This window comes from Nocardioides sp. (assembly GCF_036267815.1).
Lineage (GTDB): Bacteria > Actinomycetota > Actinomycetes > Propionibacteriales > Nocardioidaceae > Nocardioides.
This window is the reverse complement of the sequence record NZ_DATAVI010000036.1, coordinates 21,596-44,708: the sequence shown is the minus strand read 5'-3', so window position 1 is coordinate 44,708 and position 23,113 is coordinate 21,596. Positions and strand designations below refer to the sequence as shown.

28 protein-coding genes are annotated in these 23,113 nt (G+C 72.4%); 6 read left to right on the top strand and 22 right to left on the bottom strand.

Translation table 11 applies throughout. The features are described 5' to 3' along the window. Positions 1-71 precede the first annotated feature (71 nt). The 3 genes from VHW64_RS06850 to VHW64_RS06840 form a co-directional block, all read right to left on the bottom strand. On the bottom strand, positions 72-887 hold the full coding sequence (locus tag VHW64_RS06850) for a hypothetical protein (protein WP_329649776.1): 816 nt from the start codon (positions 885-887) through the stop codon (positions 72-74). An 11-nt stretch (positions 888-898) separates the two neighbouring features. Next, positions 899-1,675 (bottom strand): hypothetical protein, encoded by a 777-nt coding sequence (locus VHW64_RS06845; RefSeq protein WP_329649775.1) that lies wholly within the window; start codon positions 1,673-1,675, stop codon positions 899-901. Positions 1,676-1,955: 280 nt separating this feature from the next. After that, positions 1,956-2,738: an SDR family NAD(P)-dependent oxidoreductase gene (locus tag VHW64_RS06840; RefSeq protein WP_329649774.1), complete on the bottom strand. Its 783-nt coding sequence runs from the start codon at positions 2,736-2,738 to the stop codon at positions 1,956-1,958. Between the two features lie 132 nt (positions 2,739-2,870). Between VHW64_RS06840 and VHW64_RS06835 the strand changes: the two genes are divergently transcribed. After that, positions 2,871-3,062, top strand: a complete 192-nt coding sequence (locus tag VHW64_RS06835; protein ID WP_329649773.1) for a hypothetical protein — start codon at positions 2,871-2,873, stop codon at positions 3,060-3,062. 6 nt (positions 3,063-3,068) lie between these two features. Here VHW64_RS06835 and VHW64_RS06830 read toward each other — a convergent pair whose 3' ends face one another. Further along, positions 3,069-3,692, bottom strand: a complete 624-nt coding sequence (locus VHW64_RS06830; protein ID WP_329649772.1) for a DJ-1/PfpI family protein — start codon at positions 3,690-3,692, stop codon at positions 3,069-3,071. Positions 3,693-3,787: 95 nt separating this feature from the next. Here VHW64_RS06830 and VHW64_RS06825 point away from each other — a divergent pair, with 95 nt between their 5' ends. Continuing rightward, positions 3,788-4,726, top strand: a complete 939-nt coding sequence (locus VHW64_RS06825; RefSeq protein ID WP_329649771.1) for a GlxA family transcriptional regulator — start codon at positions 3,788-3,790, stop codon at positions 4,724-4,726. An 87-nt stretch (positions 4,727-4,813) separates the two neighbouring features. Here VHW64_RS06825 and VHW64_RS06820 read toward each other — a convergent pair whose 3' ends face one another. The 9 genes from VHW64_RS06820 to VHW64_RS06780 all read right to left on the bottom strand — a co-directional run bounded on the left by VHW64_RS06820 (position 4,814) and on the right by VHW64_RS06780 (position 11,534). After that, positions 4,814-5,263: a pilus assembly protein TadG-related protein gene (locus VHW64_RS06820; RefSeq protein WP_329649770.1), complete on the bottom strand. Its 450-nt coding sequence runs from the start codon at positions 5,261-5,263 to the stop codon at positions 4,814-4,816. Continuing rightward, a complete protein-coding gene (locus tag VHW64_RS06815; protein ID WP_329649769.1) occupies positions 5,256-5,714 on the bottom strand; it encodes a hypothetical protein in 459 nt (152 codons plus the stop codon). The genes VHW64_RS06820 and VHW64_RS06815 overlap by 8 nt, the downstream gene beginning before the upstream one ends. After that, the gene (locus tag VHW64_RS06810; protein ID WP_329649768.1) at positions 5,711-6,124 is read right to left on the bottom strand and encodes a TadE/TadG family type IV pilus assembly protein; all 414 of its coding nucleotides are present in this window, start codon (positions 6,122-6,124) and stop codon (positions 5,711-5,713) included. Before VHW64_RS06810 ends, VHW64_RS06815 begins: the two co-directional genes overlap by 4 nt. A 3-nt stretch (positions 6,125-6,127) precedes the next feature. Continuing rightward, positions 6,128-6,325, bottom strand: coding sequence for a hypothetical protein (locus VHW64_RS06805; protein ID WP_329649767.1), 198 nt, complete (start codon positions 6,323-6,325; stop codon positions 6,128-6,130). Between the two features lie 35 nt (positions 6,326-6,360). Beyond that, on the bottom strand, positions 6,361-7,302 hold the full coding sequence (locus VHW64_RS06800) for a type II secretion system F family protein (RefSeq protein ID WP_329649766.1): 942 nt from the start codon (positions 7,300-7,302) through the stop codon (positions 6,361-6,363). Continuing rightward, on the bottom strand, positions 7,299-8,153 hold the full coding sequence (locus tag VHW64_RS06795; protein WP_329649765.1) for a type II secretion system F family protein: 855 nt from the start codon (positions 8,151-8,153) through the stop codon (positions 7,299-7,301). The genes VHW64_RS06800 and VHW64_RS06795 overlap by 4 nt, the downstream gene beginning before the upstream one ends. After that, positions 8,153-9,391: a CpaF family protein gene (locus tag VHW64_RS06790; RefSeq protein ID WP_329649764.1), complete on the bottom strand. Its 1,239-nt coding sequence runs from the start codon at positions 9,389-9,391 to the stop codon at positions 8,153-8,155. Before VHW64_RS06790 ends, VHW64_RS06795 begins: the two co-directional genes overlap by 1 nt. Before the next feature lie 236 nt (positions 9,392-9,627). Continuing rightward, positions 9,628-10,113 (bottom strand): hypothetical protein, encoded by a 486-nt coding sequence (locus VHW64_RS06785; protein WP_329649763.1) that lies wholly within the window; start codon positions 10,111-10,113, stop codon positions 9,628-9,630. Between the two features lie 119 nt (positions 10,114-10,232). Next, positions 10,233-11,534, bottom strand: coding sequence for a hypothetical protein (locus tag VHW64_RS06780; protein ID WP_329649762.1), 1,302 nt, complete (start codon positions 11,532-11,534; stop codon positions 10,233-10,235). Positions 11,535-11,728: 194 nt separating this feature from the next. Here VHW64_RS06780 and VHW64_RS06775 point away from each other — a divergent pair, with 194 nt between their 5' ends. Further along, positions 11,729-12,124, top strand: coding sequence for a GFA family protein (locus tag VHW64_RS06775; RefSeq protein WP_329649761.1), 396 nt, complete (start codon positions 11,729-11,731; stop codon positions 12,122-12,124). Between the two features lie 32 nt (positions 12,125-12,156). Here the strand turns inward: VHW64_RS06775 and VHW64_RS06770 are convergent, their stop codons facing one another. The 7 genes from VHW64_RS06770 to VHW64_RS06740 all read right to left on the bottom strand — a co-directional run bounded on the left by VHW64_RS06770 (position 12,157) and on the right by VHW64_RS06740 (position 16,567). Continuing rightward, a complete protein-coding gene (locus VHW64_RS06770; RefSeq protein WP_329649760.1) occupies positions 12,157-12,831 on the bottom strand; it encodes a response regulator transcription factor in 675 nt (224 codons plus the stop codon). A gap of 244 nt (positions 12,832-13,075) precedes the next feature. Beyond that, a complete protein-coding gene (ligD, locus tag VHW64_RS06765; RefSeq protein WP_329649759.1) occupies positions 13,076-13,987 on the bottom strand; it encodes a non-homologous end-joining DNA ligase in 912 nt (303 codons plus the stop codon). Next, the gene (locus VHW64_RS06760; RefSeq protein WP_329649758.1) at positions 13,984-14,691 is read right to left on the bottom strand and encodes a hypothetical protein; all 708 of its coding nucleotides are present in this window, start codon (positions 14,689-14,691) and stop codon (positions 13,984-13,986) included. Before VHW64_RS06760 ends, ligD (VHW64_RS06765) begins: the two co-directional genes overlap by 4 nt. Beyond that, positions 14,688-15,605, bottom strand: coding sequence for a non-homologous end-joining DNA ligase (ligD, locus tag VHW64_RS06755; RefSeq protein ID WP_329649757.1), 918 nt, complete (start codon positions 15,603-15,605; stop codon positions 14,688-14,690). Before ligD (VHW64_RS06755) ends, VHW64_RS06760 begins: the two co-directional genes overlap by 4 nt. Before the next feature lie 43 nt (positions 15,606-15,648). Continuing rightward, positions 15,649-15,933 (bottom strand): hypothetical protein, encoded by a 285-nt coding sequence (locus VHW64_RS06750; RefSeq protein WP_329649756.1) that lies wholly within the window; start codon positions 15,931-15,933, stop codon positions 15,649-15,651. Beyond that, positions 15,924-16,139 carry a hypothetical protein gene (locus VHW64_RS06745; RefSeq protein WP_329649755.1) on the bottom strand — a complete coding sequence of 72 codons (216 nt, stop codon included), beginning with the start codon at positions 16,137-16,139 and terminating at the stop codon, positions 15,924-15,926. The genes VHW64_RS06750 and VHW64_RS06745 overlap by 10 nt, the downstream gene beginning before the upstream one ends. A gap of 116 nt (positions 16,140-16,255) precedes the next feature. Beyond that, on the bottom strand, positions 16,256-16,567 hold the full coding sequence (locus tag VHW64_RS06740) for a hypothetical protein (protein WP_329649754.1): 312 nt from the start codon (positions 16,565-16,567) through the stop codon (positions 16,256-16,258). A 590-nt stretch (positions 16,568-17,157) separates the two neighbouring features. On the opposite strand from VHW64_RS06740, the gene VHW64_RS06735 reads away from it, so the two are divergent. Further along, the gene (locus VHW64_RS06735) at positions 17,158-18,027 is read left to right on the top strand and encodes a Ku protein (RefSeq protein ID WP_329649753.1); all 870 of its coding nucleotides are present in this window, start codon (positions 17,158-17,160) and stop codon (positions 18,025-18,027) included. 13 nt (positions 18,028-18,040) lie between these two features. Here the strand turns inward: VHW64_RS06735 and VHW64_RS06730 are convergent, their stop codons facing one another. Further along, the gene (locus VHW64_RS06730; protein ID WP_329649752.1) at positions 18,041-18,535 is read right to left on the bottom strand and encodes a GNAT family N-acetyltransferase; all 495 of its coding nucleotides are present in this window, start codon (positions 18,533-18,535) and stop codon (positions 18,041-18,043) included. 46 nt (positions 18,536-18,581) lie between these two features. Here VHW64_RS06730 and VHW64_RS06725 point away from each other — a divergent pair, with 46 nt between their 5' ends. Next, the gene (locus VHW64_RS06725; RefSeq protein ID WP_329649751.1) at positions 18,582-20,237 is read left to right on the top strand and encodes an MFS transporter; all 1,656 of its coding nucleotides are present in this window, start codon (positions 18,582-18,584) and stop codon (positions 20,235-20,237) included. Between the two features lie 103 nt (positions 20,238-20,340). Then, on the top strand, positions 20,341-21,621 hold the full coding sequence (locus tag VHW64_RS06720; protein WP_329649750.1) for an RNA polymerase sigma factor: 1,281 nt from the start codon (positions 20,341-20,343) through the stop codon (positions 21,619-21,621). Here VHW64_RS06720 and VHW64_RS06715 read toward each other — a convergent pair. After that, positions 21,618-23,012, bottom strand: a complete 1,395-nt coding sequence (locus VHW64_RS06715) for an amidase (RefSeq protein ID WP_329649749.1) — start codon at positions 23,010-23,012, stop codon at positions 21,618-21,620. The two genes, VHW64_RS06720 and VHW64_RS06715, sit on opposite strands and share 4 nt — an antisense overlap. Positions 23,013-23,113 lie beyond the last annotated feature (101 nt).

Sequence of the window (23,113 nt, the reverse complement as noted above, 5' to 3'; positions counted from 1 at the left end):
GCAAGGTTACGACACCCCCCGTGGCCGGCCCCCATCGACGACGGCGGCCCCCCGGTCCGCCGTCGCACGCCTCACCGCTCGCAGAAGACCTCGGGCTCTCCCACGGCCCCGAGCCCGTCGGCCCCGGTGACGTCCGAGGACGTCTCGAAGCGCAGCTTGAGCGGAGCGGGAGTCGTCGCGAAGGCCTCGGCGCCGGACGCGGACTGCCCCAGACCGAACTGCTGGCTGAACCACGGCGTCCCGTCGGCGAGTGCCGTGACCGTGGCCTTGCTGCCGGTCTCCGAGTCGTCGGCGAGGCCGAAGGTGCCGCGGAACCTCGTGCACTCACGGCTCACGTTGAACTCCACGGACTGCGTCGTCGGCGAGTCGGGATCGTGGTAGATGACCGCCTCGAGCGACGACGGGTAGCTGACGGCGTCGATCTCCACCGATGCAACGGGGTCGAGGTAGCTCTGGTTGACAGCGGGGAAGTTCATCAGCGACGTCCAGCGGAAGACGTCGACGTCGACCACCGCGCTGGCGCCCTTCTTGTGGTGCTTGTCGGCCGGCATGACCACGCGGTACTGCCGCGGGCTGTTGACGGTCGGCTTGTCGAACGTCGTGTAGTGGCCGTCCCGGTGCACCAGCGCGTTGCGCTGGTAGCGCCACGGCCTGTCGGCCGACGCGCGCTCGTAGAGGCGGACCAGGCCACCGGCGGCGGACTTGGCGACCTTCCCGGTCAGGTGCACCTTCTTGCCCAGCGTCACCGTGGTCTTGGCGGCCACGATCGTGACGTGCCACGGCGTCCTGTGCGGCTTGGCATGGGCCGGGCCGGGCCCGCCCAGCACGAGCCCGGCCACGGCGAGGCCGGTGAGAGCCCGGCGCAGCGTCGACGTCCTGGTCGTCATCGCTGTCGCCCTCATCGCGTGCACAGGACCTGCGGAGCACCGAACGCGCCCCACCCTGCCGTCCCGTCGACGGTGCTGGTGCTGTGCGCCTCGAGACGCACCTTGAGCGGAGCGGGGTCGAGCTTGATCGACCTCACGACACTCTGGCCGACGTCGAAGGTCTTGCTGTAGACCGACGTCCCGTCCGCCTCGACGCTGACCTCGCCCTGCCCGCCGGTGGTGGAGTCGTCGGAGAGACCGAAGGTGCCGCGCAGCTCGGTGCAGTCACGGTTGACGTTGAACTCGATCGTCCCGACGTCTCCGTAGTCGTTCCAGACCGAGTCCCGGTATGCCTTGCCGTTGATGTGCACGGTGCCGAACTCCATGCGGGTGTCGTTCGCGCTGTCCTGGTCGACCAGCGACGTCCAGGCGTAGACCGTCACCTTGACGGTGGGGCTGACGCCCTTGGCGTGGGACTTCGTGGCCGGCATCAGCACGCGGTAGGCGTGCACGAAGGCCTTGGTCGGCTTGATGGTCGCCTTGTAGGTGCCGCTCTGGGAGACCTTCGCCTTGGTCTTGGCCGGCTTCCACTTCGCGCCCGGCTTGAACTTCTCCTGCACCACCAGCGCGGTGCCCGCGGCGGCTGCCCCGGGCCGGACGTGACCCTGGAGCGTGAGCTTCTTGCCCACCACGACCTGGTGGGTACTGGCCTTGACGGTGACGCGCCAGGTCGATCCCGCGTCGGCCGCGGTCAGCGGCAGCGACGCGAGACCGAGGGCCAGGGCGCCGGCGACGACGAGTGTGCGCATGGCAGGACTCCCTCGGACATCGGGCCCGCTCCGTGCGGGCCCTTGATGCCAGGTCCGATGCGCGCACGACCACATTGGTTCGGTGCCGCCGCAGAATCATCCTCGCGACCGACTTGACGCCCTCGGCGGATGGTCGAACGATCGTCGCGCGGGTGGGCCCGGGCTTCTTGCGACAGGTCGCGACCGCCAGCAGCCGCGACTGCCAGCTGCTGTGGGCACAGCCGCAGCAGACCCGCGACGACCGGGGCGACCCCCGATCAAGAGCGCTGGGTCCTGACCGCTACTGGGCCAAGAACCCACCGTCGACGGGCAGCACCGCGCCGGTCACGAACGACGCGTCGTCCGAGGCCAGGAAGGCGATGGCGGCGGCGACCTCGTCGGGCTCGCCGAGGCGGCCCATGGGGTGCCGGGCCAGGATCGTCTCGAGGTACTCCGGCCCGCCGGGCTCCTCGGGGAGCTGCCGGACCCGCTCGGTGTTGATCGTGCCGGGCGCGACGGCGTTCACCCGGATGCCGTGCTCGGCGAGCTCGACGGCGAGGTGCTTGGTCAGGCCGCTGGCGACGAACTTCGCGGGACCGTAGGTCGCCTGACCCTTCTGGCCGGCGATCCCCGAGATCGAGCTGAGACAGACGACCGAGCCGCCGCGACCCGCCTCGCGCATCGCCGCGACGGCGTACTTCACGGTCAAGAACATGCCCCGCCCGTCGATGCTCATCACGTGGTCCCAGTCGTCGGCCGTCGACTCCGCCAGAGTCCCCAGCGGGATGATCCCGGCGTTGGCGACCAGCACGTCGACCCCGCCGTACGCCGTGACCGCGGTGTCGACGATGCGCCGGGCGTCCGCGTCCTGGGAGACGTCGGCGACGACGATGTGGATGCCGGTGCCGAACTCGCCGCCCACCTGGGCCGCCAGCCGCTCCAGGCCGCCGGCGTCGATGTCGGCGACCACGAGCCGCGCCCCCTCCCGAGCGAACCGGACCGCGGTCGCCCGACCGATGCCGGCTGCCGCCCCCGTGACGATCGCCACCTTGCCGCCGAGCCGACCGGGTGCCGCCCCACTCATCGCGTCCGCCTCACCTGGCCCATTCTGGTGAAACGCCAAATCTTTACCGACAACGGGGTCCCCCAGCCTCTACCCTGGGACTCCTTCCCCCTGTTGAGCTGTCATGAGGCACACCACCCGGAGGAGAGTCGGATGGCGGGCAAGCACCGCAGGGTCGTTCAGGTTCACGGGGATGACACCTATGAGCGCATCTGGGACCTGGTTCGTCTCGGGGCCGTCGTGAGCGTCGAGTTCGTCCTGGCCGACGACCGGCAGATGCTGGCCACCACCACGATCGTCGACGACCACGGGGTCACCGTGGACCAGACGGTCGTCGAGGTCTGAGCCTGGTCAGACGGGCGGCTCGGGGTCGTACTGGATGCCGCGGCGGACCTGGCGGGCCCGGTCCTGCCCCGCCAGCCGGACGACGAGGTGCAGCGCCATGTCGATGCCGGCGCTCACGCCGGCGGCGGTGATGACGTCACCGTCGTCGACCCAGCGAGCATCGGGCCGGACCTCGATCGTCGGGTCGTTCTCGGTCAGGCCGTCCAGGGCGCCCCAGTACGTCGTGGCCGGTCGGTCGCGCAGCAGCCCGGCCTTGGCATAGACCAGGGAGCCGGTGCAGACGCTGGTCAGCAAGGGGACGCTCCCCCGCTGCCCACGCAGCCACGCCAGGTGGTCCGGATCGTCGCTCAGGGCCCGGGTGTCGCCGCCGGGATGCAGCAGCACGGCCAGCTGCGGGAGGTCGGCCCGGGCGTGGTGCGGCTGGACGACGAGCCCCTTGGCGCAGGTCACGGCCCCGCCGTCGGCGGAGAAGGTGGAGGCGGTGTAGCCGTCCTCGGGGTAGGACCGCGTCCACCACGCGAGCACCTCCCAGGGTCCGACGGCGTCCAGCTCCTCGACGCCGTCGAACAGCAGGATGCCGAGGTGGTGCGGCTCGTCGGGACCGGGAGGCGAGATCGGATCGGTGGTCATGCGGTCCAGCCTCCGACAACGGGTCGACGCCCGCGAGTGGCCAGAATGCCACTATCCGTGAGGATGCGGCCTCCCGGTGTGCCAGGATCGCCGTCATGCACCGCGTGGTGGCGCTGGCCCTCCCCGACGTCGTGGCCTTCGACCTGTCGATCCCCTCGCAGGTGTTCGGACGCTGGGCCGAGCCCGCGCCGTACTCCTTCGAGGTGTGCGGGCCGCAGCCGGGCCCGGTCCCGACGACGACGGGATTCTCCGTCCAGGTGACCCGCGGCCTGGAGGCGCTGGCGGAGGCCGACACGGTCGTCGTGCCGGGCTACGTCCCGAACGACTGCCCCGCCGACGAGGTGTGCGAGGCCCTGCGCGCGGCAGCCGACCGGGGTGCCCGGCTGATGTCGGTCTGCACCGGCGCGTTCGCGTTGGCGGGCGCCGGCCTCCTCGACGGCCGGGGCGCTGCGACCCACTGGGCCGCGGCGGCCGAGCTGGCCGCGTCGTACCCCGCGGTGGACGTCGACCCCGACGTCCTGTTCGTCGACACCGGCCAGATCCTGACCAGTGCCGGGCTGGCCGCGGGGATCGACCTCTGCATCCACGTCGTCCGCCAGGACCACGGCGCCGCGGTGGCGGCCGGCCTGGCCCGCGCGATGGTGGTCGCGCCGTACCGCGACGGCGGGCAGGCGCAGTTCCTCACCCGGCCGCTCGCCGCCGCGGGCGACGGTCTGGCCAGCACCTGCGAGTGGATGGTCGCCCACCTCGCCGACCCCCTGACCGTCGACGGCATGGCCCGGCATGCGGGCTGGGCGCGTCGTACGTTCGCCCGTCGCTTCCTGGCCGAGACCGGCACCACTCCGCTGCGCTGGCTCGCGGCCCAGCGCCTCGACGAGGCCCGGCGACTGCTGGAGACCACCGACCTCTCGGTCGAGCAGATCGCCGGCCTGAGCGGCCTGGGATCCGGCGCCAACCTCCGCCTCCACTTCTCCCAAGGCCTCGGCGTGACGCCCACGGCCTACCGGCGGACCTACCAGGGCGCCTCGGCCTGACGGGTGGCGGCGACCACCGCGGTCAGCACGGCGTCGCGACGTGCCGTCCGCGTTATTGGACGATCGTCCAACACCGTCTTCTCTTGGTCAGCGGTGGTCGACGCCGACGCTCGCCGCTCCGGTGGCGCCCACGGTCGTGCGGGACGGGCCGCCCGGGATAGGGACAGGCAGGCGGACGGGTGCGTGGACGAGGACCCTGACGGTCTGCGTCGCGGCGTCGACCTCGACCTGTGCGGTGAGGCCGGGATAGCGACGATCCGCACCCACACGCCGTAGGTACTCCACGACGGCCGCCCGGGCGAGGCCGGGGTCGAGGTGCAGATCGGCGCCGAGCCCGTCGCCGTACGCATCGGCGCCGGACGCGCCGGCGTCCGCGGCCGTCAGGGCCGCACCGTCGGCGAGCGTGTCCAGACCTTGTCGCCGGAGGTACGCCGCCGAGGCGTCGGTGACCACGGCGGCCATGATGAGGAGGACCACCGCGAAGCCGACGATCAGCAGCATCGCCGTGCCGCGCTCGTCGGACCCTCCGTCAGCCATCGTCGACCTCGCGGAACTGGCCGATCGGCACCGTCTGGGTCGCTGAGAGAGCGAAGCTCGGACGACCGCCACCCAAGGCGCTCGGCATCAGCGGGAGGACGACTCGCGAGCGCACCGACACGGTGATCACCGACCTCCCCTGATGGCAGTCGGCGGGGTCCGGCGTGCAGGCCACCGTCACGTCGGGTGTCACGTCGTGGACGCCCTGGTCGTCGAGCGCCAGCGTCGCCGCGGTCTGCGCCCGGGCGAGGCCTGTCGTGTCGTCGGGCGCGAGGGCGTAGGCACGCGCCGCCGCTCGCGCCGCCGCGGAGACCCCGAAGGCGCCGCGCTGCACGTCGAAGACCGACATCACGATCCACAGCACGGGGAGCACGAGCAGGATCCCCAGCCAGACCAGCTCGACCACCGCGCTCCCCCGCTCGTCGCCCTGCTCGTCGGAGTGGGGAGTCACGGCTGCTCCTCGATCGCGTGCCCGGAGAGCACCAGCGACACACCGGGACCGCCCAGGCCCAGGGCGGGGACGACGACGTGGACCGTCACCTCGACCGCGGGCGCACCGCCGATGGTGACCCGGTGCGCGGAGATCTCGTGCGCATAGCGCCCCGCCAGGACGCCGCCGATCTGGCTCCGGGTCCGCGCGACCCCGTCAGCGGGATCGCGGCCGACGGTGGCGGCGTACCGTGCCCCCTCCGCCGCCGCCGCCGTGACGGTGTTGCGGACGAACAGCACGAGGGCCACCTGGAGGACACCGAGGAAGACCGGCACCAGCACGACGAGCACCAGCACGAAGTCGACGACCGCGGAGCCGCGTTGTCGGCGACGTCGGCCGGCTCGGCTGGCTCGGCCGGGGACTCCGGGCATCGCTCAGTGCACGCTGTTGAGCGCCGCGGAGAGCATGTCGGACAGCTGCGGCTTCGCCAGGGCATAGAGCGCGCCGACGAGCCCGGCGGTCATCACCGTGACGAGCACCCAGCCGGGCACGTCGCCGCGCTGGTCGCGTCGACGTGTCGTCGGCGCGCACCGCAGGACCAGCTCGAGCGCACGTCGAGTAGTGGGGTTCATCGCATCCTCCTCGTGATGGGCGGGCTCCGTGGACTTCACGGAGTCGTCATGTGCAGCCCGATGACGCCGGGCCAGAAGGCGATCAGGACGGTGACCGGGAGGATCAGGAAGACGACCGGGACCATCATGAAGATCTCGCGCCGAGCGGCCACCTCGATCAGCTCGCGCCGGCCGGCCTCACGGACGTCGGCCGCCTGCGCGTGGAGCACCTCCGCGAGCGGCGTCCCGCGCTCCACGGCGACGGCGACGCCCTGGGCGAAGCGGGCCACCGAGGGGACGCCGGTGCTCGCCGCGAGCCGGTCGAACGCCTCGCCGACCGGAGTCCCCGTACGGACTGCGGCGAGGACGACGGCGAGGTCGCGGGACAGCTCGCCACCGCTGCGGCGTACGACGCGGTCCAGCGCCGCCACCGGGCTCTCGCCGGCCGCGACGGCGAGCGCGAGCAGCTCGGCGAGGACCGGGAACTCCGCGACCAGCTTGCGTTCGCGGGCGGAGACCTGCGAGCTGAGATGGGTGTCGCGGGCCAGGACGCCGGTGGCGAGCCCCGTCGCGCACAGGAGCAGCGAGGACACGGTGTCGCCGTGACCTCCCAGCGAGGTGAGCAGGCAGTAGGCCGCGACGAGCGCGAAGCCACCCAGGCCCCACAGCACCTGCTCGACGCGGAAGTCGTGCACCGACTTGTCGAGCCCAGCCCGGCCCAGGCGACGGCGGACCGACGACGCACCGCCAAGGACACGCTCGACGGCGGCTGCGGCGGCGCGCAGTGCCGGACCGAACACCCCCGCTGCGGCAGCCATCGGTGACGAGGTGGCCTCGTCGGCCAGCGCGGGACGAGCGAGCCGGGGAACGTCGCGCAGATAGGGCAGCACCCGCAGCTCGAGGCTCGGGCGGTTGATCCGGCGCAGACGGGCCAGAACGAGCACCGTGCCGAGGCCCGCCGCGGCACCGATCAGGCCGCCCGGGAACAACAGCGTCATGACATGATCCGGCGCTCGACGGGCAGCCGCCCGATGCGCATCATCAGGCGGTAGGCGGCGCCGCAGGTCGCCGCCGCGACCACGAGCACGAGCGCACCGGCCGGCGACCCGTACCGCCGGATCACGCTGGGCTGGAAGCTCATCATCAGCAGCACCAGCCAGGGCGCGGCAACGGCCACCCGCGCGCCGTTCACGGCCCAGGCCTGTCTGGCCTCCAGCTCCGAGCGGGTGCGCGCCTCGTCGCGGAGGTAGCCCGAGAGGTGGCGGAGCAGGCGCCCGAGCTCGCCGCCGCCGACCTCCCGGGCCACGCGTAGGCCCTCCACGACCCGATCGCCGACGGGATCGGAGAGCCGATCCTTGAGCCGGTCCAGGCACTCCTCGAACCGGCCGGTCACCTGGTAGTCGAGGGCGAAGGCACCGAACGAGGCGCGCAGCGGCTCCGGCCCGCGCTCGCACAGCCCTCCGAGCGCGTCGGAGAGCGACATCCCCGCTCGCACGGCGCTGGTGAGGTTGTCGACCGCCTCGGGCCAGACCTCGGCGAAGCTTCGCTGGCGTCGTCGCGCCCGGCTGCCGACGACGAGCACCGGGAGGTAGCCGGCCATCGCCCCGAAGAGCACCGCGACCGGAGGGGTGCTGGTGCTCACCTCCACCAGGAGCGTCACCGCCGTGGCCAGGAGCCCGCACAACGTGGCGAACGACGAGACCGAGACCTGCGACATCCCCGCGCGTGCGAGGAGCTGCGCGACCCGCGGCCGGTGGCTGCTCCCGCGCCGCGGCCGTCGTGGCACGGCGAACGCCGACCACACCAGCATGAGACCGACACCAAGGCCGAGGCCGAGCAGGGCCCCCATCAGCCGACCCCTTCCAGCAGGGCATGGACGTCGATACCGACCTGCTCGAAGCTCGCGGCTCGGGGTGGCATGCCCGCGGCACGCCGTAGCTCGCCAGAACGCCGCTCGAAGATCGGCTCGACCTCGATCACGTCGTACTCGACCCGGCCGGGCACGCCCACGATCTCGTTCACCCGGCGTACGCCGTGATGGTCGATGCCCACGTGGACCACCAGGTCGACGCTGGCCGCCACGGTCGGCACGACGAACCGGGCCGAGACGTTCTCCCCGGCGAGCAGGGGCAGGGTGCACATCTTCACCAGCGCCTCGCGGGCGGAGTTGGCGTGGAGCGTGCACATCCCGGGCACACCGGCGTTCAGCGCGAGCAGCAGGTCCAGGCACTCCTCGGCCCGGACCTCGCCGACGATGATCCGGCTCGGCCGCATCCGCAGGCTCTCCTTGACCAGGTCGCGCAGCCGGATCTCCCCGGTCCCCTCCAGCCCGGACTGCCGGGTCTGCATCGCCACCCAGTCGGGATGGGGGAAGCGGAGCTCGAAGACCTCCTCGGCGCTGACCACCCGCTCGCCCCCGGGGATCGAGGCGGCCAGGCAGTTGAGCATGGTCGTCTTCCCCGCCTGGGTGCCGCCGGCGACCAGGACGTTGAGCCCCGCGCGCACCGAGGCCTCCAGGAACGCCGCCGCAGCCGACGTCAGCGACCCGAGCTCGACCAGCTCACCCAGCCGCGCGGCACTGAGCACGAACTTGCGGATGTTGACCGCCGTCCACCCCCGGCTGATCCCCTCCAGCACCACGTGCAGCCGATGCCCCTCCGGCAGCACGGCGTCGACGAACGGCCGCGACACGTCGATCCGCCGTCCCGACGACTTCAGCATCCGCTCGACCAGCTCACGCACCTGGGCTGCCGTCAGCATCAGGTTGGTCAGCTCGTGCCGACCCCGCCGCGCCACGAACACCCGCGTCGGGTCGTTGATCCAGATCTCCTCCACCGCCGGGTCGTCCAAGAACGGCTGGAGCGGACCGAACCCCGCGACCCGAGCCACCAGCTCGCCCACCATCGACTCCACGTCGCCGACCGGGGCGACCACCCCGGTCAGGCTGCGCTGGTCGTGAGCGCGCACCACTGACTCCGCCAGCCGACGCACGACCACGCCCTCGCGCTGAGGGTCGACCCCCTCACGGCGCACGGCCTCACGCACCAGCTCGTCGAGCGACTCGACCAGCTGGGCATGGCTATCCACGTCAACGACCGACACAGCGGATCCCCCCGAGAAAAGAGACCTGACCCGCCGAAACCTAGGACCGCGCCCTCACCCTCCGGAAGACCCGATCTGCGAACTGTGGAGAACCTGTCTGCCAGCCCCACAGACCCTGGCCCTCTATCGCCCTTTCACCACGCAGGGATGGTGGCGGGCAGGAGGGGTCTCGCGTCGAGGCCCGGGGATCCAGCAGCAGTCGGTCCCTCGGCGCACCGCGCTCAGGTGGTGGCCCAGGCATGGTCCTCGCACTTGTTGAACCTCTGAGACGTGGAGCAGGCGACCAACAGGTCCGGCCAGGTGACCTGGAAGGTCTTGCCATCGACGCGGTAGACCACGCGGACGCCGGTGCGAACGTCGTACGTGTCGGCTATGACGCGATAGCCCAACAGAAGCTCATAGGGCTGCCGATGCCAGTTGGTGTGCTGCGGGGTGACGGTCTGGCCCACCGCATCCATGATCCGGCGTGCGCCCCTGATGTGCTTCGGTGGCCATCGGTCGATCCTCTGGATCGTGGTGAAGAACCGCTTCGGGCCGACGACCTTGGCGCCCAAGAACTGGAAAGCCTTGGACCCACCCAAGCTCTCGACAGACACGATCGTGGCGGGGTCGCGACCGCGCAGGTTGAGGACCTCGTCGCCATCGGTGAACGTGTAGCCGGGCTTGGCGACGACTCCCCACATCTCCCTTCCCGGGAGATCCGCCATCGGTCCGCCTTCGATCGGTCCGCCTTCGATCGGTCCGCGATGGAATACCCCGAGGGGCCCACCGCACGCCGCTGTCGGCAACAGCAGCAGCGTGAGAGCCGCTCGGCGGAGTCGGCCGCTCATGAGTCCTCCCGGAACCAGGCCGACGTGTGAATCGTGGAGCCGGTGGAACAGTACGAGGGGTCCTTCTCGTTGTTCCCCGCCAGGGTGTTGTCGGGGACGATCGTGACTGCCGTCTTCGTGCCTTGCGTAGTGGCGGTGTCGAGGCTCACGCCGAGGATCGAGAACCAGCCACTCCAGCTCTCGGTGTGGGCATCGGTGAGCGTCGTCTTCCCGTCCACCGTGTGGCGGTAGTTGCAGGCGACGGCCATCGGTGTGGCCTTGTGGGAGCTGCCGCCGGCGACTTCCCAAGGCCACCAAGCGGTCACGTTCATCTTGACCACACGGCCTCCTGTCCAGGGGCACCACGCCTGCCACTTCTCGAAGTCCCACTGCACGAAGAGCGCCCAGGTCGTGTCGTTGCCGAGCTTCGTCCTCGGCCAGGTGATCGTCTGACTCCAGGTGTCGCCCGTGCCGTGCATGAGCGAGAGTGCAGACGTCTCCCCGGCGGCGTCGAGCGCTCCGCCGGCCCTCGTCTCGTTCGAGGTCTGGTAGGTGTAGGCCTGGCTCGAGTGCGAGGCCGTCAGAACTCCTCGGACGGGGAGGTTCCGAAACTTGTGGACACCGCTGATGTGTGACCACTGCGGACCGGCGACGCACTTCGTGGGAGCCGTCCCGTTGTCCGGCGCCACCTCGGTGAGTCCGGCCGGCGGCTGCGTGGTGCCTCCCGTGTCAGCGCCGTCGTCGACCGGGTCCTGCTGGTAGCCGTCGGGTGGCAGCTCGTAGCTGTCGTCGTCGTCGCCGGCGAAGCCTGGCTGAGCCAGGGCCTTCGGTGCGTCGGCTCCGACTCGGCGGGGCGCACCGGATCGGGTGGTCAGCACTCCTTTCCCTGCCTTGATCACCGCGACGGTGGGAGCCGATCCCAGCGTGGAGCGGCCGTTCGTCGCGCCGCTGTCCGGCGGGGTGGGGCTGAAGTCGTCCACGACCTCCTGGCCGTCCACGACGGCCGACACCTGGTAGGCGTCGTCGTAGTCGATGCTCGGCGCGATGAGCTCGACGTAGCCGCCGTCGTCGGTGACCGCTTGGCTCACCGTCGTCGTGGTGACAGCGGCCGCGTCCGGGGTCGCTCCCGAGAAGTCCAGCAGCGAGGCGGTGACGCTCACCCCCGCTGCCGGGCTGCCGTCGTCCTGGAGGAGTCGACCGATGAACAGGGGGACCCCGGAGTCGTCGGTCGCCCCAGCCGGGACGGCGTTCGCGGCCGTGAGGCCGGACGTGCAGCAGAGCAGGACGGTGACGATCGCAGATCGTCTCGGAGCGTTCACGACAGGAGCCTCCCGAGAAGCAAGGCGGTCCGCGGTGGCCCGCCCAAGTGACCTTAGATGGGCATTTAGAGATGGTCACAAGTAGTTCACAGCAACTGTCGGCGTAGGCCCATGGAGGGCAAGAAACGCTGGTACTCGGCCGAGGGCATGGATCCACGGCTGCGAGGTGGGACCGGAGCGGTCATGATGCCGGGGTGACAGACGTCGAGGACGCACACCCGGGCCGCTGCCTGTGCGGGGGCGTCGCGTTCGTGGTGACCGGGCCGCTGCGCGACGTCATCAACTGCCACTGCCATCGGTGCCGCCGGTGGACCGGGCACCACATGGCCGCAACCTCGGCGGCGGTCGGCGACATCGAGGTCACCGGCGATGTCGGCTGGTTTTACCCCGACGAGCACGCGGCCTACGGCTTCTGCGCGGACTGCGGCTCGAGCATGTTCTGGCAGGCCGCCGACGAGCCCGAGCGCTGGTCGATCTGCGCGGGGACGCTCGATCCGCCGACCGACCTGAGGACCTCGGAGGCGTGGTGGGTCAGCGAGGCCAGCGACTACCACACGCGGCCAGACCTGCCCGAGCACGCGACGGAGTAGGGGCGCGCCCCGGCGCATCGGTCGGCGGAGGCTCAGCTCTCCAGCCGGAACCCGACACCGCGCACGGTGACGACGCGATCGGCCGGGCTGGCCTTCTCCAGCTTCTGCCGGAGGCGGCCGATGGTCACGTCGAGGGTCTTGGTCGATCCGTACCAGCCCTCGCTCCATACCTCGGACATCAGCTGCGCCCGAGACACGACCCGGTCGCGATGCGCAGCCAGCACGGCGAGCAGGTCGAACTCCTTGCCCGTCAGCGCCACCTCGCGGCCACCCACGTGGACGCGGTGCGCGGCCAGGTCGATCTCGAGCCGCCGGCCCTCCGCCCGCCGGGAGGCTTCGGTCGACGTGCGCCGCAGCAGCGCGCGCAGCCGGGCGAGCAGCTCGGCGAGCCCGAACGGCTTGACGAGGTAGTCGTCGGCTCCGGCGTCGAGCCCGACGACGCGGTCGATCTCCTGCGCGCGGGCGGTGAGCATCAAGACGGCGCCTGCGTAGCCTGACGCGCGCAGCCGGCGGCAGACCTCCAGGCCGTCCATGTCCGGCAGGCCCAGGTCGAGGACGACCACGTCGTGCTCGCGTCGCCCGACCGAGGCGATCGCATCGCGTCCGGTCGGAGCGTGGTCGACGAGGTAGCCCTCCCGCTCCAGCGTCTGCATCAACGGGGAGGCGATGTCCGGCTCGTCCTCCACGAGAAGCACACGTTGCGGCACGTTCGGAGCATAGGTCTCCGATCGAGTCGGCGGCAGCCGTCCGGGCTGCGTGGTTCCGCCCGCAGCGGGGACTACGGGCGGTTCCACGGGCTCTGCCGACCCCACCCCCCGGCGGTCGGCGGCCTCCGATCCTGAGACGTTGGATCTCGCTGGACCGGGCACGTCAAACCTACGAAACCGGCGGCAACAAGGGAGTCACAGAAGATGCACGGAATCGCAACGAGACGGCCCGGCGCGCTCCCGATCAGGTCGTGAAGAGGTCGCCGAGCCCCGAGACCCGCGCCAGCACCTCGTCGTAGCCGAACTGCTCGAGCCCGAGCGGGTCCTCGGCGCCCTCCGACACCTCGTCCCAGGTCACCGGCGTCGCGACCAGCGGACGATCGACGCCGCGCAGCGAGTACGGCGACACGGTGGTCTTGGAGCCGGCGTTCTGCGACCAGTCCAAGAAGACCTTGCCCGAGCGTCGCGCCTTGGTCATCGTCGCGGTGACCAGCCGGGGATGCTCGCCCTGGAGCTCCTCGGCGACCTCCCTGGCGGTCTGCGAGGTCTTCTCGGAGTCCTGCCGCCTCGGCAGCACGGCGTACAGGTGCAGGCCCTTGCTCCCGCTGGTCACGGGCCGCAGCTCGAGCCTGCGGTCGGCCAGCTTGTCGCGGACCAGGAGGGCGACCCGGCAGCATTCGTGGAGGCCGGCACCCTCCCCGGGGTCGAGGTCGATGACGATCCGGTCCGCACCCCGCGGCCTGCCCTGCCTGTCCACCGTCCACTGGTGCACGTGCAGCTCGAGCGCCGCGAGGTTGGCGGCCCAGGTCAGCGTGGCGAGGTCGTCGATGATCGGGAAGAGCAGCCGGTCGCCATGCCGGCTCTCGCCGCGCGAGCCCGTGGTCGGGACGTCGACGGTGCGCACCCAGCTCGGCGTGCCGGCCGGGGCGTTCTTCTCGAAGAAGCGGTTCCTCTCGACGCCGTGCGGCCAGCGCACCCGGGTGACCGGCCGGTCGTGGAGCAGGGGCAGCAGCACCGGCGAGACCTGCGCGTAGTAGTTGAGCACCTCACCCTTGGTCGTCCCGGTGCTGGGGTAGAGGACCTTGCCGAGGTTCGAGAGCTTGAGGGTGCGGCCCTCGACGTCGACCCGCACCTCCTCGCCACCGGGGGGCGTCATCGCCCCACCGCCATCACCGGCACGCGGTCGGGGTCCAGACGTCGCATCAGCCTCGTCAGGAAGCCCCGAGGAGCGCTGACGCAGCCGGCCGTGGCCCCGCTCCCGTTGACGTGCAGGAAGATCCCGGCGCCGCGATGGCGGACCTGCGCGTGGTTGTAGCCGGTGACGATGGAGTACTCGTACTGCACGGGGTAGTCCAGGAGCCGCTCGGAGCTGTTCACGCTGCTCGCGGGCAGCCACCAGCGGAAGCCGCCCTGGGCCTTGGTGCGGTAGCGGTTGTAGTACCGAGACCCGTTGTCCTCCACCCAGTAGTCCCCGGCACGGATCCGGCGGTAGGGCAGGTCCCACGACGCACCCCGCGGGTGACGCCCGAACGACGAGACCAGCCGCACCGTCCCCAGCGGAGTCGTGCCGCTGCCCTGATGACGTCGATGAGGTGCGGCCAGTCCGCCGTACCCGATCCGGCCGTCGCGCACGTCGTACAGCCGCTGCCACCGGCCGTCGCGGAGCACCCAGAAGCCGATGTGGGCGTGGTAGCCGCGGGTGTGGTCGACCGTCACCACCTGTCGGGTGTGCTCGTGGAGGGCGACCCGGACGCCGCCGAGGCGCACGTGCCCGGACACCGCCCGGGCCGGCCCGGCGACCGCGAGCGCGCCGGCCAGTGCCACCGCGAGGGCACTCCCCAGGGCGATCGCCTTGCTCACGACAGGTCCTCCGGGGCCAGGTCGGCGCGCGTGCCGACGTACGACGGCTGCCGGATCCGGCCCTGTGCCGACGGTCCGAGCGACTCGACGTCGACCACGAGGACCGGCTCCACCCACGTCGTACCCAACGCGTCGAGCCGCGGCACCTCGTCGGCGAACGGCGTGCTGTCGCGCGCCAGCCCGTCGAGCACCTCGCGCAGCACGGCCGCCTTGCGGCCGGCGATGCCGCTGCCGACCCGGCCGCGGTAGAGGAGCCCGCTCGCGCCGGGCTGGCCCACGAGCACCGCGCCGAGCCGGTCGCGGGAGTCCGTCTCGAGCCGCCAGCCGCCCACGACGAAGGACTCACGGCGCCGATGGGCGAACTTCAGCCAGTCGGCGCTGCGCTGACCGGGTCGATACCGGGAGGTGACGCGCTTGCTGACGACCCCCTCCAGGGACTGCTGGTACGTCGCGTCGAAGAGCATCTGCCCGTCGCCGTACACCGGGGGGGTCTGCCAGCGGTCGTGGTTGAGGTCGAGCTCCTCCAGCAGCTGTCGCCGGACGCTCAGCGGCTGGTCGACGAGCTCGCGTCCGTCGGCTCGCAGCACGTCGAAGACGAGCAGGGTGGCTGGGATGCGCTCGGCGAGGTGCCTGGCCCGGTCCGCGCGGGAGACGTGCATCCGCTCGGCCAGGGCCGCGAAGCTGGGCAGCCCGTCGGCGAACGTCACGACCTCGCCGTCGAGGAGCGCGTCGTCGAGCGGCAGCTCGGCCAGCTCGGGGAACGACACGGTCGCGTCGTTCTCGTTGCGGCTGAAGAGCCGCGCGGCCCCCGCGTGGACGTCGACCAGCACGCGCATGCCGTCCCACTTGACCTCGTGCTGCCACGCATCGCCCTCCGGCACGTGCGTGCCGCGGGTCGCGAGCATCGGTCGCATGCGCTCCATCCTTGCAAAGACGCTCGCGAGACGCCCGACCCGCTCAGGCGGCCTGGTCGAGCCGGCGGGTGCCCGTGTGGTCGACGAGGTACAGCTGGCCGTACGGGTCCCGCCAGAGGTAGATGCCGGGGAAGGGCTGCTTGACCGTCCACCGGCCGAAGGTCCTGATCCGGTAGTGGAAGGTGCGCAGGGGTCCGTAGTTCCCGATCCTGGACTGGCCGGAGCCGACCGCGGCGGCACCCTGGACGTAGGGAACGGTGTGGTCGATCTGCTGGGGGCTGAGGCTGGAGGAGAACGGGAACGTGTCGGCCGGCGTCATCAGGCGCACGGCCTGGCGATGTCGCTCGGGGATCTCGTAGGCGTCGACGGGGCCTGTCCTTCGATGTCGAGGACCGGCCGGACGGTGACCCGCGCGGCCCGGGTGAGGTGGTCGCGGACCCACGCCGCGCTCATCGCGCCAGACCGCTCGACCCGAGCGATCCCGTCGGCATCGGGCGCGGCGAAGGTGTGGACGTTGACGACCACCTGCGGCAACAGCTGCTGCCAGGTGATCTCCGGCTTCGGCCCGGGGGCCCGGGGCAGCTCGGTGGGGTCCTCAGGCAGGTCGGTGGGGTCTTGGGCCCGGTCTGACCAGGCGGTGTGCCGGGCGATCAGCTGGGCGGCCAGTCGGGGCGGGCCAGGACCAGCAGGGCCTTGACCCGGCGCTGGTCTACGGGGTCGGGGTCAGCCAGATGAGCCAGGATGTCGGCGATGCGCTGGACGGCGGCGTCGCGGACCGCGACCACCGGGAACGGAGCCCTGACCGAGAACCCGCGCATCCCGTGGTCGGACTCGCCCTCCTCGGGACGGGTCGGGCGCGCCCACTGGGCCTTGGCGGCTCGCTCCTCCCGCGGCCGGGCGGCCTCGACATCCGCGGCCACGACTGCTCCCTCGACGAGCCGCTCGAACCGGGTGTAGGTCATCGGCCCGTCGGCGTACTCGCTGACGCGCTCGTCGACGTAGCCGGCCTGTTCCGGGCTCAGCTCTCGGGTCCGGCGCCACCAGCCGCGCGAGGCAGACCCGCTCCTGCCCGTCCTGAACGCGGCGCCACAGGCCCGGCAGCCGATGACACAGGTCGAGCCCGTCGGCCATCAGCAGACCCGCCGAGACGGTCGAGCACCCCAACCGCCCGGCGAGCTCTGCCGCGGCGAACTCGGCCACCACCGGAGTGCCCGGCCCACCCAGCTGGCGGGTCCGCTCCCGGCTCGGCGTGCGGAAGTCGGCGCGGTCGAGCGCGTGGTCGTCGTCGAGGTAGGCATGCTGCACGGCCGCGGCCAGGATCTGCACCTCGCACCGGCGCTGGAGCGCGGCCAGGTCCCCGACGTGGTCGAGCAGCTCGCCGCCCGCCAGGTCCTCGAACCCGCCCGAGGCGATGCCATCTCCATGTGCCCACTCAAGCATGGCCCGCCGACAGCCGTCTCCGGCCCGACTCGGTGCCACGACTTCACGGTGCGTGCGTTCCCAGGCTCGCTCACGGATACTGGACCGAGTCGACGAGTCACGGAGGTATGAGATGCGTGCTATCTGGAAGGGCGCGGTGTCGTTCGGGCTCGTCAGCGTGCCGGTGAAGCTGTATGCCGCGACGGAGTCCCACGACGTGTCGTTCCGTCAGGTGCACGCCACCGACGGCGGGCGGATCAAGTACCAGCGGGTCTGCGCGATCGACGGCGAGGAGGTCGACTACGCCGACATCGCCAAGGGCTACGAGACCGAGGACGGCGAGATGGTCATCCTCACCGACGACGACATGGCGGCGCTGCCGAGCGCCTCGTCGCGGGAGATCTCGGTGGAGAAGTTCGTCCCGAGCGACCAGATCGACCCGATGCTGTTCGAGAAGAGCTACTACCTCGAGCCGGAGAAGACCGGCGCCAAGCCCTACGCCCTGCTGCGCCAGGCCCTGCTGGACGCCGACCGGATGGCCGTGGTCACCGTCGCCCTGCGCCAGCGCACGACGGTGGGTGTCCTGCGCGTCAAGGACGACGTGATCGTGATGCAGACGATGATGTGGCCCGACGAGGTCCGGATACCCGACTTCTCCGTCGAGGCCGGCGAGGTCAAGGACGCCGAGGTCACGATGGCCAACATGCTGGTCGAGACCCTGGCCGGCGACTTCGACGCCAGCGAGTTCGAGGACGACTACGCCGGGGCCGTCGAGGAGCTGGTCAAGAACAAGATCGAGGGCGGCGAGGTCAAGCGCACGCCGACCTCGACGAAGTCCTCCGGCGAGGTCGTCGACCTCTTGGCCGCCCTCCAGCGGTCGGTGGATGCCGCCAAGAGCGCCCGCGGCGAGTCCAGCGACTCCACCGAGACCAAGAGGCCGGCCGCGAAGAAGGCCGCGAAGAAGGCTCCGGCCAAGAAGGCCGCGAAGAAGAAGGCGAGCTGACCGCTCGCGGAGATCAGGCAGGCACGACGGCCTTGCGGAGTACGACGTCGCTCGTCTCGGTCGCGGGAGCGTGGTCGAGCCAGCCGCAGTGTCGGTAGAAGTTCGCGTCGTCGTCGGCGGCGACCACCCACAGCTCGTCGTGCCCGTGCTCGCGCGCCAGGTCCTCCAGCGCGCTCGCCATGAGCCGCCCGACGCCACACCGGCGCTCGCCCGGACGCACCACCATCCGGACGACCCACGGCGTCCCGGGGGCACACGCCGCCGTGCTCTCCCCTGCTGCGTCTGCGGTGGTGTCCAGGGTGACCGCGCCGATCACCTCACCGTCGAGGCCCGTCGCGACCAGGGTCAGCGGCAGGCGGTCGCGGCCGGCGGTCCGCGCGGTCGACTCGATCCAGGGGCCGGGCGTCCCGACGGATCCGGCCGCGCGCCAGCGCAGTGCGCCCACCTGGGCGATGAGCTCTGGCTGGTCCGCGAGCAGCCCGAGAAACAGCGCGGGGCGCTCCCGCATCCCGGCACCGTAGCCCGGGGCCGCCCCGGACACTAGGTTTCGACGGGTGACGGGCACGAACGGGGGACGTCTGCGGACGGCCGCGCGGGCGTTCGCCGCCAGCGCCCGCAGCCCCTCGGTCCGGCGGGTCCAGCTCGGGTTCGCCGGCGCCTGCACGGCGGAGTGGACCTTCACCGTCGTGCTGTCGGTCTACGCCTTCCAGCACGGCGGCGCCGAGGCCGTCGGCCTGGTGTCGCTGCTCCGGATGCTGCCCTCGGCCGTGCTCGCGCCGTTCGGGTCGGCCTTGGCCGACCGCTGCCGCCGCGACATCGCGCTCACCGTCGTCTCGGTCGCCCGATGTGGCACCGCGGCGGGGATCGCGCTGGCTGCCGCTGCGGGCGGCAGCGAGGCCGTCGTCTACGGGCTGGCGATCGGCTCGACCGCGGCCGCCCTGCTCTACCGGCCCGTGAGCTCGGCCCTGCTCCCCCTGCTCTGCCAGACCCCGACCGAGCTGGCCCAGGCGAACGTCGTCCGCGGACTGCTCGACTCGATCTCCACCCTGGTCGGGCCGGCGCTGGCCGCAGCCCTGCTCGCGACCCGGGGTACGGCGTCCGGGTTCGTCGCGGTCGCCGTCCTCTCCGGCCTGTCGGCGACGGCCAGCCTCGGCCTGAGGGTCGAGGAGCCCGAGCGGTCGGCGGCACGCGGGTCGGTCCTGGGCGGGCTGCTCGTCGGCGCCCGGGCGGCGGTGCAGTCGGGGCCGATGCGCGTGCTCACCGCCCTGCTCGCGGCCCAGGTGGTCAGCCGTGGGGCGGTCTCGGTCTTCAGCGTCCTGGTCGCGGTCGACCTGCTGCACATCGGCGACCCCGGGGTCGGGACCCTCACGTCGGCGATCGGGGCGGGCGCGGTCGTCGGCTCGCTGTTCGCGTCGGTCTTCGTGGGCAACCGGCGACTCGCCTCGTGGTTCGGGGTCGGGGTGGCCCTGTGGGGGCTGCCACTGGCGCTGCTCGCCGCGGTGCCGCACGAGGTGCCGGCCCTCGCGCTGTTCGCCGTCCTCGGCGTGGGCAACGCGCTGGTGGACGTCGGGCTGTTCACCCTCGTCGCGCGGCTGGTTCCCGAGCGCGAGCTGATCGGGGTCTTCGGGCTGCTGGAGTGCCTGGGCGGCCTGGCCGTCGGAGGCGGCTCGGTGCTGGCTGCCTGGCTCGCCTCGGCGACCTCCCTGCGCGTCGCCCTCGTCGTGGTCGGTGCGCTGGGCCCGGCCGTCGTGGTGGTCTCGTGGGCGCTGCTGCGCCGTCTCGACGACACCATGGCGGCCCGCGACGAGGACCTCGCCCTGCTGCGTCGGGTCGCCGTCCTCGACCCGCTGCCCCTGCCCGCACTCGAGCAGCTGGCGGCCGGACTCCGACCCCGGCAGGTCGCCGCCGGCGACACGGTCTACACCCAGGGCGACGCGGCCGACGGGTGCGTCGTCATCGAGCACGGCACGGCGGAGGTGCTCGGCGACGGGCGCAGGGTCGCCGAGCTCGGACCCGGTGAGCTGGTCGGCGAGATCGCGCTGCTCCGACGCGTGCCGCGCACGGCGACCGTCCGGGCCCTGACCGACCTGGACCTCCGGATGCTGGACGGCGACCGGTTCCTGCTCGTGGTCACCGGCTGGGAGAGCAGCCGGGTCGTCACCGGTGAGCACGTCGACGACCTGCTCGGCCGCTACTCCCCCGAGGCCTGAGGAACCTTCGCCGTCGTGTCGAAAGCCTGCCGGCCCGTACGACGTACGGGCGGAAGCGTCCCGTCGAGCCGGAGAGGAGGCCTTCGCGCATACGCTCGCCGGTGTGAGTGAGGCGACGCCGACCGACGAGGCCCGGGCCGCGGTCCAGCAGGTCTGGCGCGAGGAGTCGGCACGGCTGGTCGGCGCACTCACCCGGATGACCAGAGACCTCGCCCTGGCCGAGGACCTCGCCCAGGACGCCCTGGTCGCGGCGCTGAAGCAGTGGCCGGAGTCCGGCGTTCCGAGCAACCCGGCGGCGTGGCTGATGCAGACGGCGAAGCGCCGGGCCGTCGACCAGTTCCGCCGCACCGAGACGCTGCGCCGGCGTACCACCGAGCTGGGCCAGGCACGGGAGAGGGAGGAGGCGCAGATGCCCGACCTCGACGCGCTCGTGGACCACATCGACGACGACGTGCTGCGACTGATCTTCCTGACCTGCCACCCGGCCCTCTCGCCCGAGAGCCGGGCGGCGTTGACGCTCCGGCTGGTCGGCGGCCTGACCGTCCCTGAGATCGCTCGCGCGTTCCTGACCAAGGACGCCACCGTGGGGCAGCGCGTCTCCCGGGCCAAGAAGACCCTCGAGGGCGAGTCGTTCGAGCTCCCCGTCGGCGCGCAGCGCGAGGCGCGGCTCGATGACGTCATGGGCGTCCTCTACCTGATCTTCAACGAGGGCTACACCGCGACCAGCGGAGCCGACTGGGCCCGCCCCGACCTGTGCGCGGAGGCCGTGCGGCTCACCCGGATGCTCGCCGCCCTCGCGCCCCAGGACCCGGAGGTGGACGGCCTGTTGGCCCTGATGGAGCTCCAGGCCTCACGCCTCCACGCGCGCACCGACGCCGAGGGCCGACCGGTGCTGCTGGAGGACCAGGACCGCTCCCGGTGGGACGAGCTGATGATCCGCCGTGGCCTCGCGGCCCTCGAGCGGGCCATGCAGGCCGTCGCGGCCGGCCGCCCGGCCGGGCCCTACATCGTGCAGGCGCAGATCGCGGCCGGTCATGCCCGGGCAGCCTCGGCCGAGGAGACCGACTGGCGCGGCATCGCGGGGTGGTACGACGTGCTGGTCCAGCTCGGCGAGAATCCCGTCGTCCAGGTCAACCGCGCGGTCGCGCACGGGCGCGCCCACGGTCCGGCGGCCGGCCTCGCGGTGCTCGACGCGGTCGCGGGGCATCCGGCGCTGGCGGCGTCCCACCTGGTGCCCGCCGTCCGCGGCGACCTGCTGGCGCGGGCGGGACGCGTCGCCGAGGCGGCCGCCGAGCTCGACCGGGCCGCCCGGCTGACGGGCAACGAGGCCGAGCGGAGCGTGCTGTCCGCCCGCGCCGCACGGCTCCGCGGCGGCCGGCTCTAGGTGACCTGGTCGGGGGCGACCAGGGGCCAGGGCCGGGCCCGCTCGAGCTGGGCGGCCAGGCTGAACAGCACCTCCTCGCCGTCGGTCGGACCCACCAGCTGCACCCCGACCGGCAGTCCGTCGGTGCCCGACCCCGCCGGCACCGAGCACGCCGGGTTGCCCGCGACGTTCCAGATCGCGGCATAGGTGACGGCCGGCAGGGACTTCAAGGAGGCCCGGACCGTGCCGAGGCCGTCCAGGACGCCGACGCGCGGCGGCCGGTGGGCGATCGTGGGGGTGAGCAGCACGTCGACGCTGTCGAAGATCCGGTTGGCCCTGGCCGAGACCCGCTCGGTCGCGCGCAGGGCGGCCTCGAGGACGCGCGGGGTCACCCAGGACCCGAGCCGGCAGGTCTCCCGGGTACGCCGCTCGAGCCGGTCGTAGTGCTCGACCTGGTCGGCCTCGGTGCGGATGCCTCCGAAGAACTGCGGGACGAACGCCGCGCTGGGGTCGGGGTAGTGCGGGTCGACCTCGTGCACCTCGTGCCCCAGGTCCGACAGCAGCCGTGCCGTCTCCCGCACGGCGGCCACATGGTCGACGTGGGGTCGCAGGCCCCTGGTCGGCGGGGTCACGCTCCACCCGACGCGCAGCCGTCCGGGCTCGCGGCGTGCCGCCTCGCTGAACGAGCCCACCTCGCCGGCCTGCCACCGGTCGCTCGGAAGGTGTCCGCGGATGACGTCGTAGACCACGGCGGAGTCCAGCACGGTCCGCGTCAGCGGCCCCGCGGTGCCCAGGGCCCACCACAGGTGCTCGTGCGGCGCGCTGGTGACGCGGCCCCGCTGCGGCTTGAGGCCGAAGAGGCCGCAGCACGCCGCAGGGATGCGGATCGACCCGCCGCCGTCGCCGCCGATCGCGACCGGCACCATCCCCGACGCGACCGCGACGGCCGAGCCACCGCTCGACCCGCCCGGGGAGAAGCCGGGCCGCCACGGGTTGCGCGTGTAGCCACCCGCCACCGACTCGGTGTAGGGGTAGGAGCCGAGCTCCGGCATCCGCGTCTTGCCCACGAGGACGGCTCCGGCCGCCCGCAGCCGGCGGACCACCTCGCCGTCCTCGGCCGCGGGTGTGGTGTTGGCCAGACCGCCGAACGTCGTCACGCACCCCGCGACGTCGAGCTCCTCCTTGATCGCCACCGGCACGCCGTACAGCGGGCCGTTGCCCTCGCCGGGGCCGAGGGCGAGGTACCTCGCCTGCTCGCGAGCCTGGTCGGCCACCACCACCGAGAAGGCGTTGAGCGCGGGGTCACGAGCCGTGGTCGCGGCCAGCGCGCGCTCCACCTCGGCCTCCGCGGACGTCGTACCGGCCGCGATGCCCTCGACGATCTGCACCGCGCTGGGCCAAGGACCGGTCACGCCGGAAGCCTAGTGGCGTGGGGGCGCGCGGCTGACGCGGAACTCGGCATTCGGCCATGCCGTGGCGCCGGGGGCCCCGACCCCGTCCCGGCGCCCGTGCG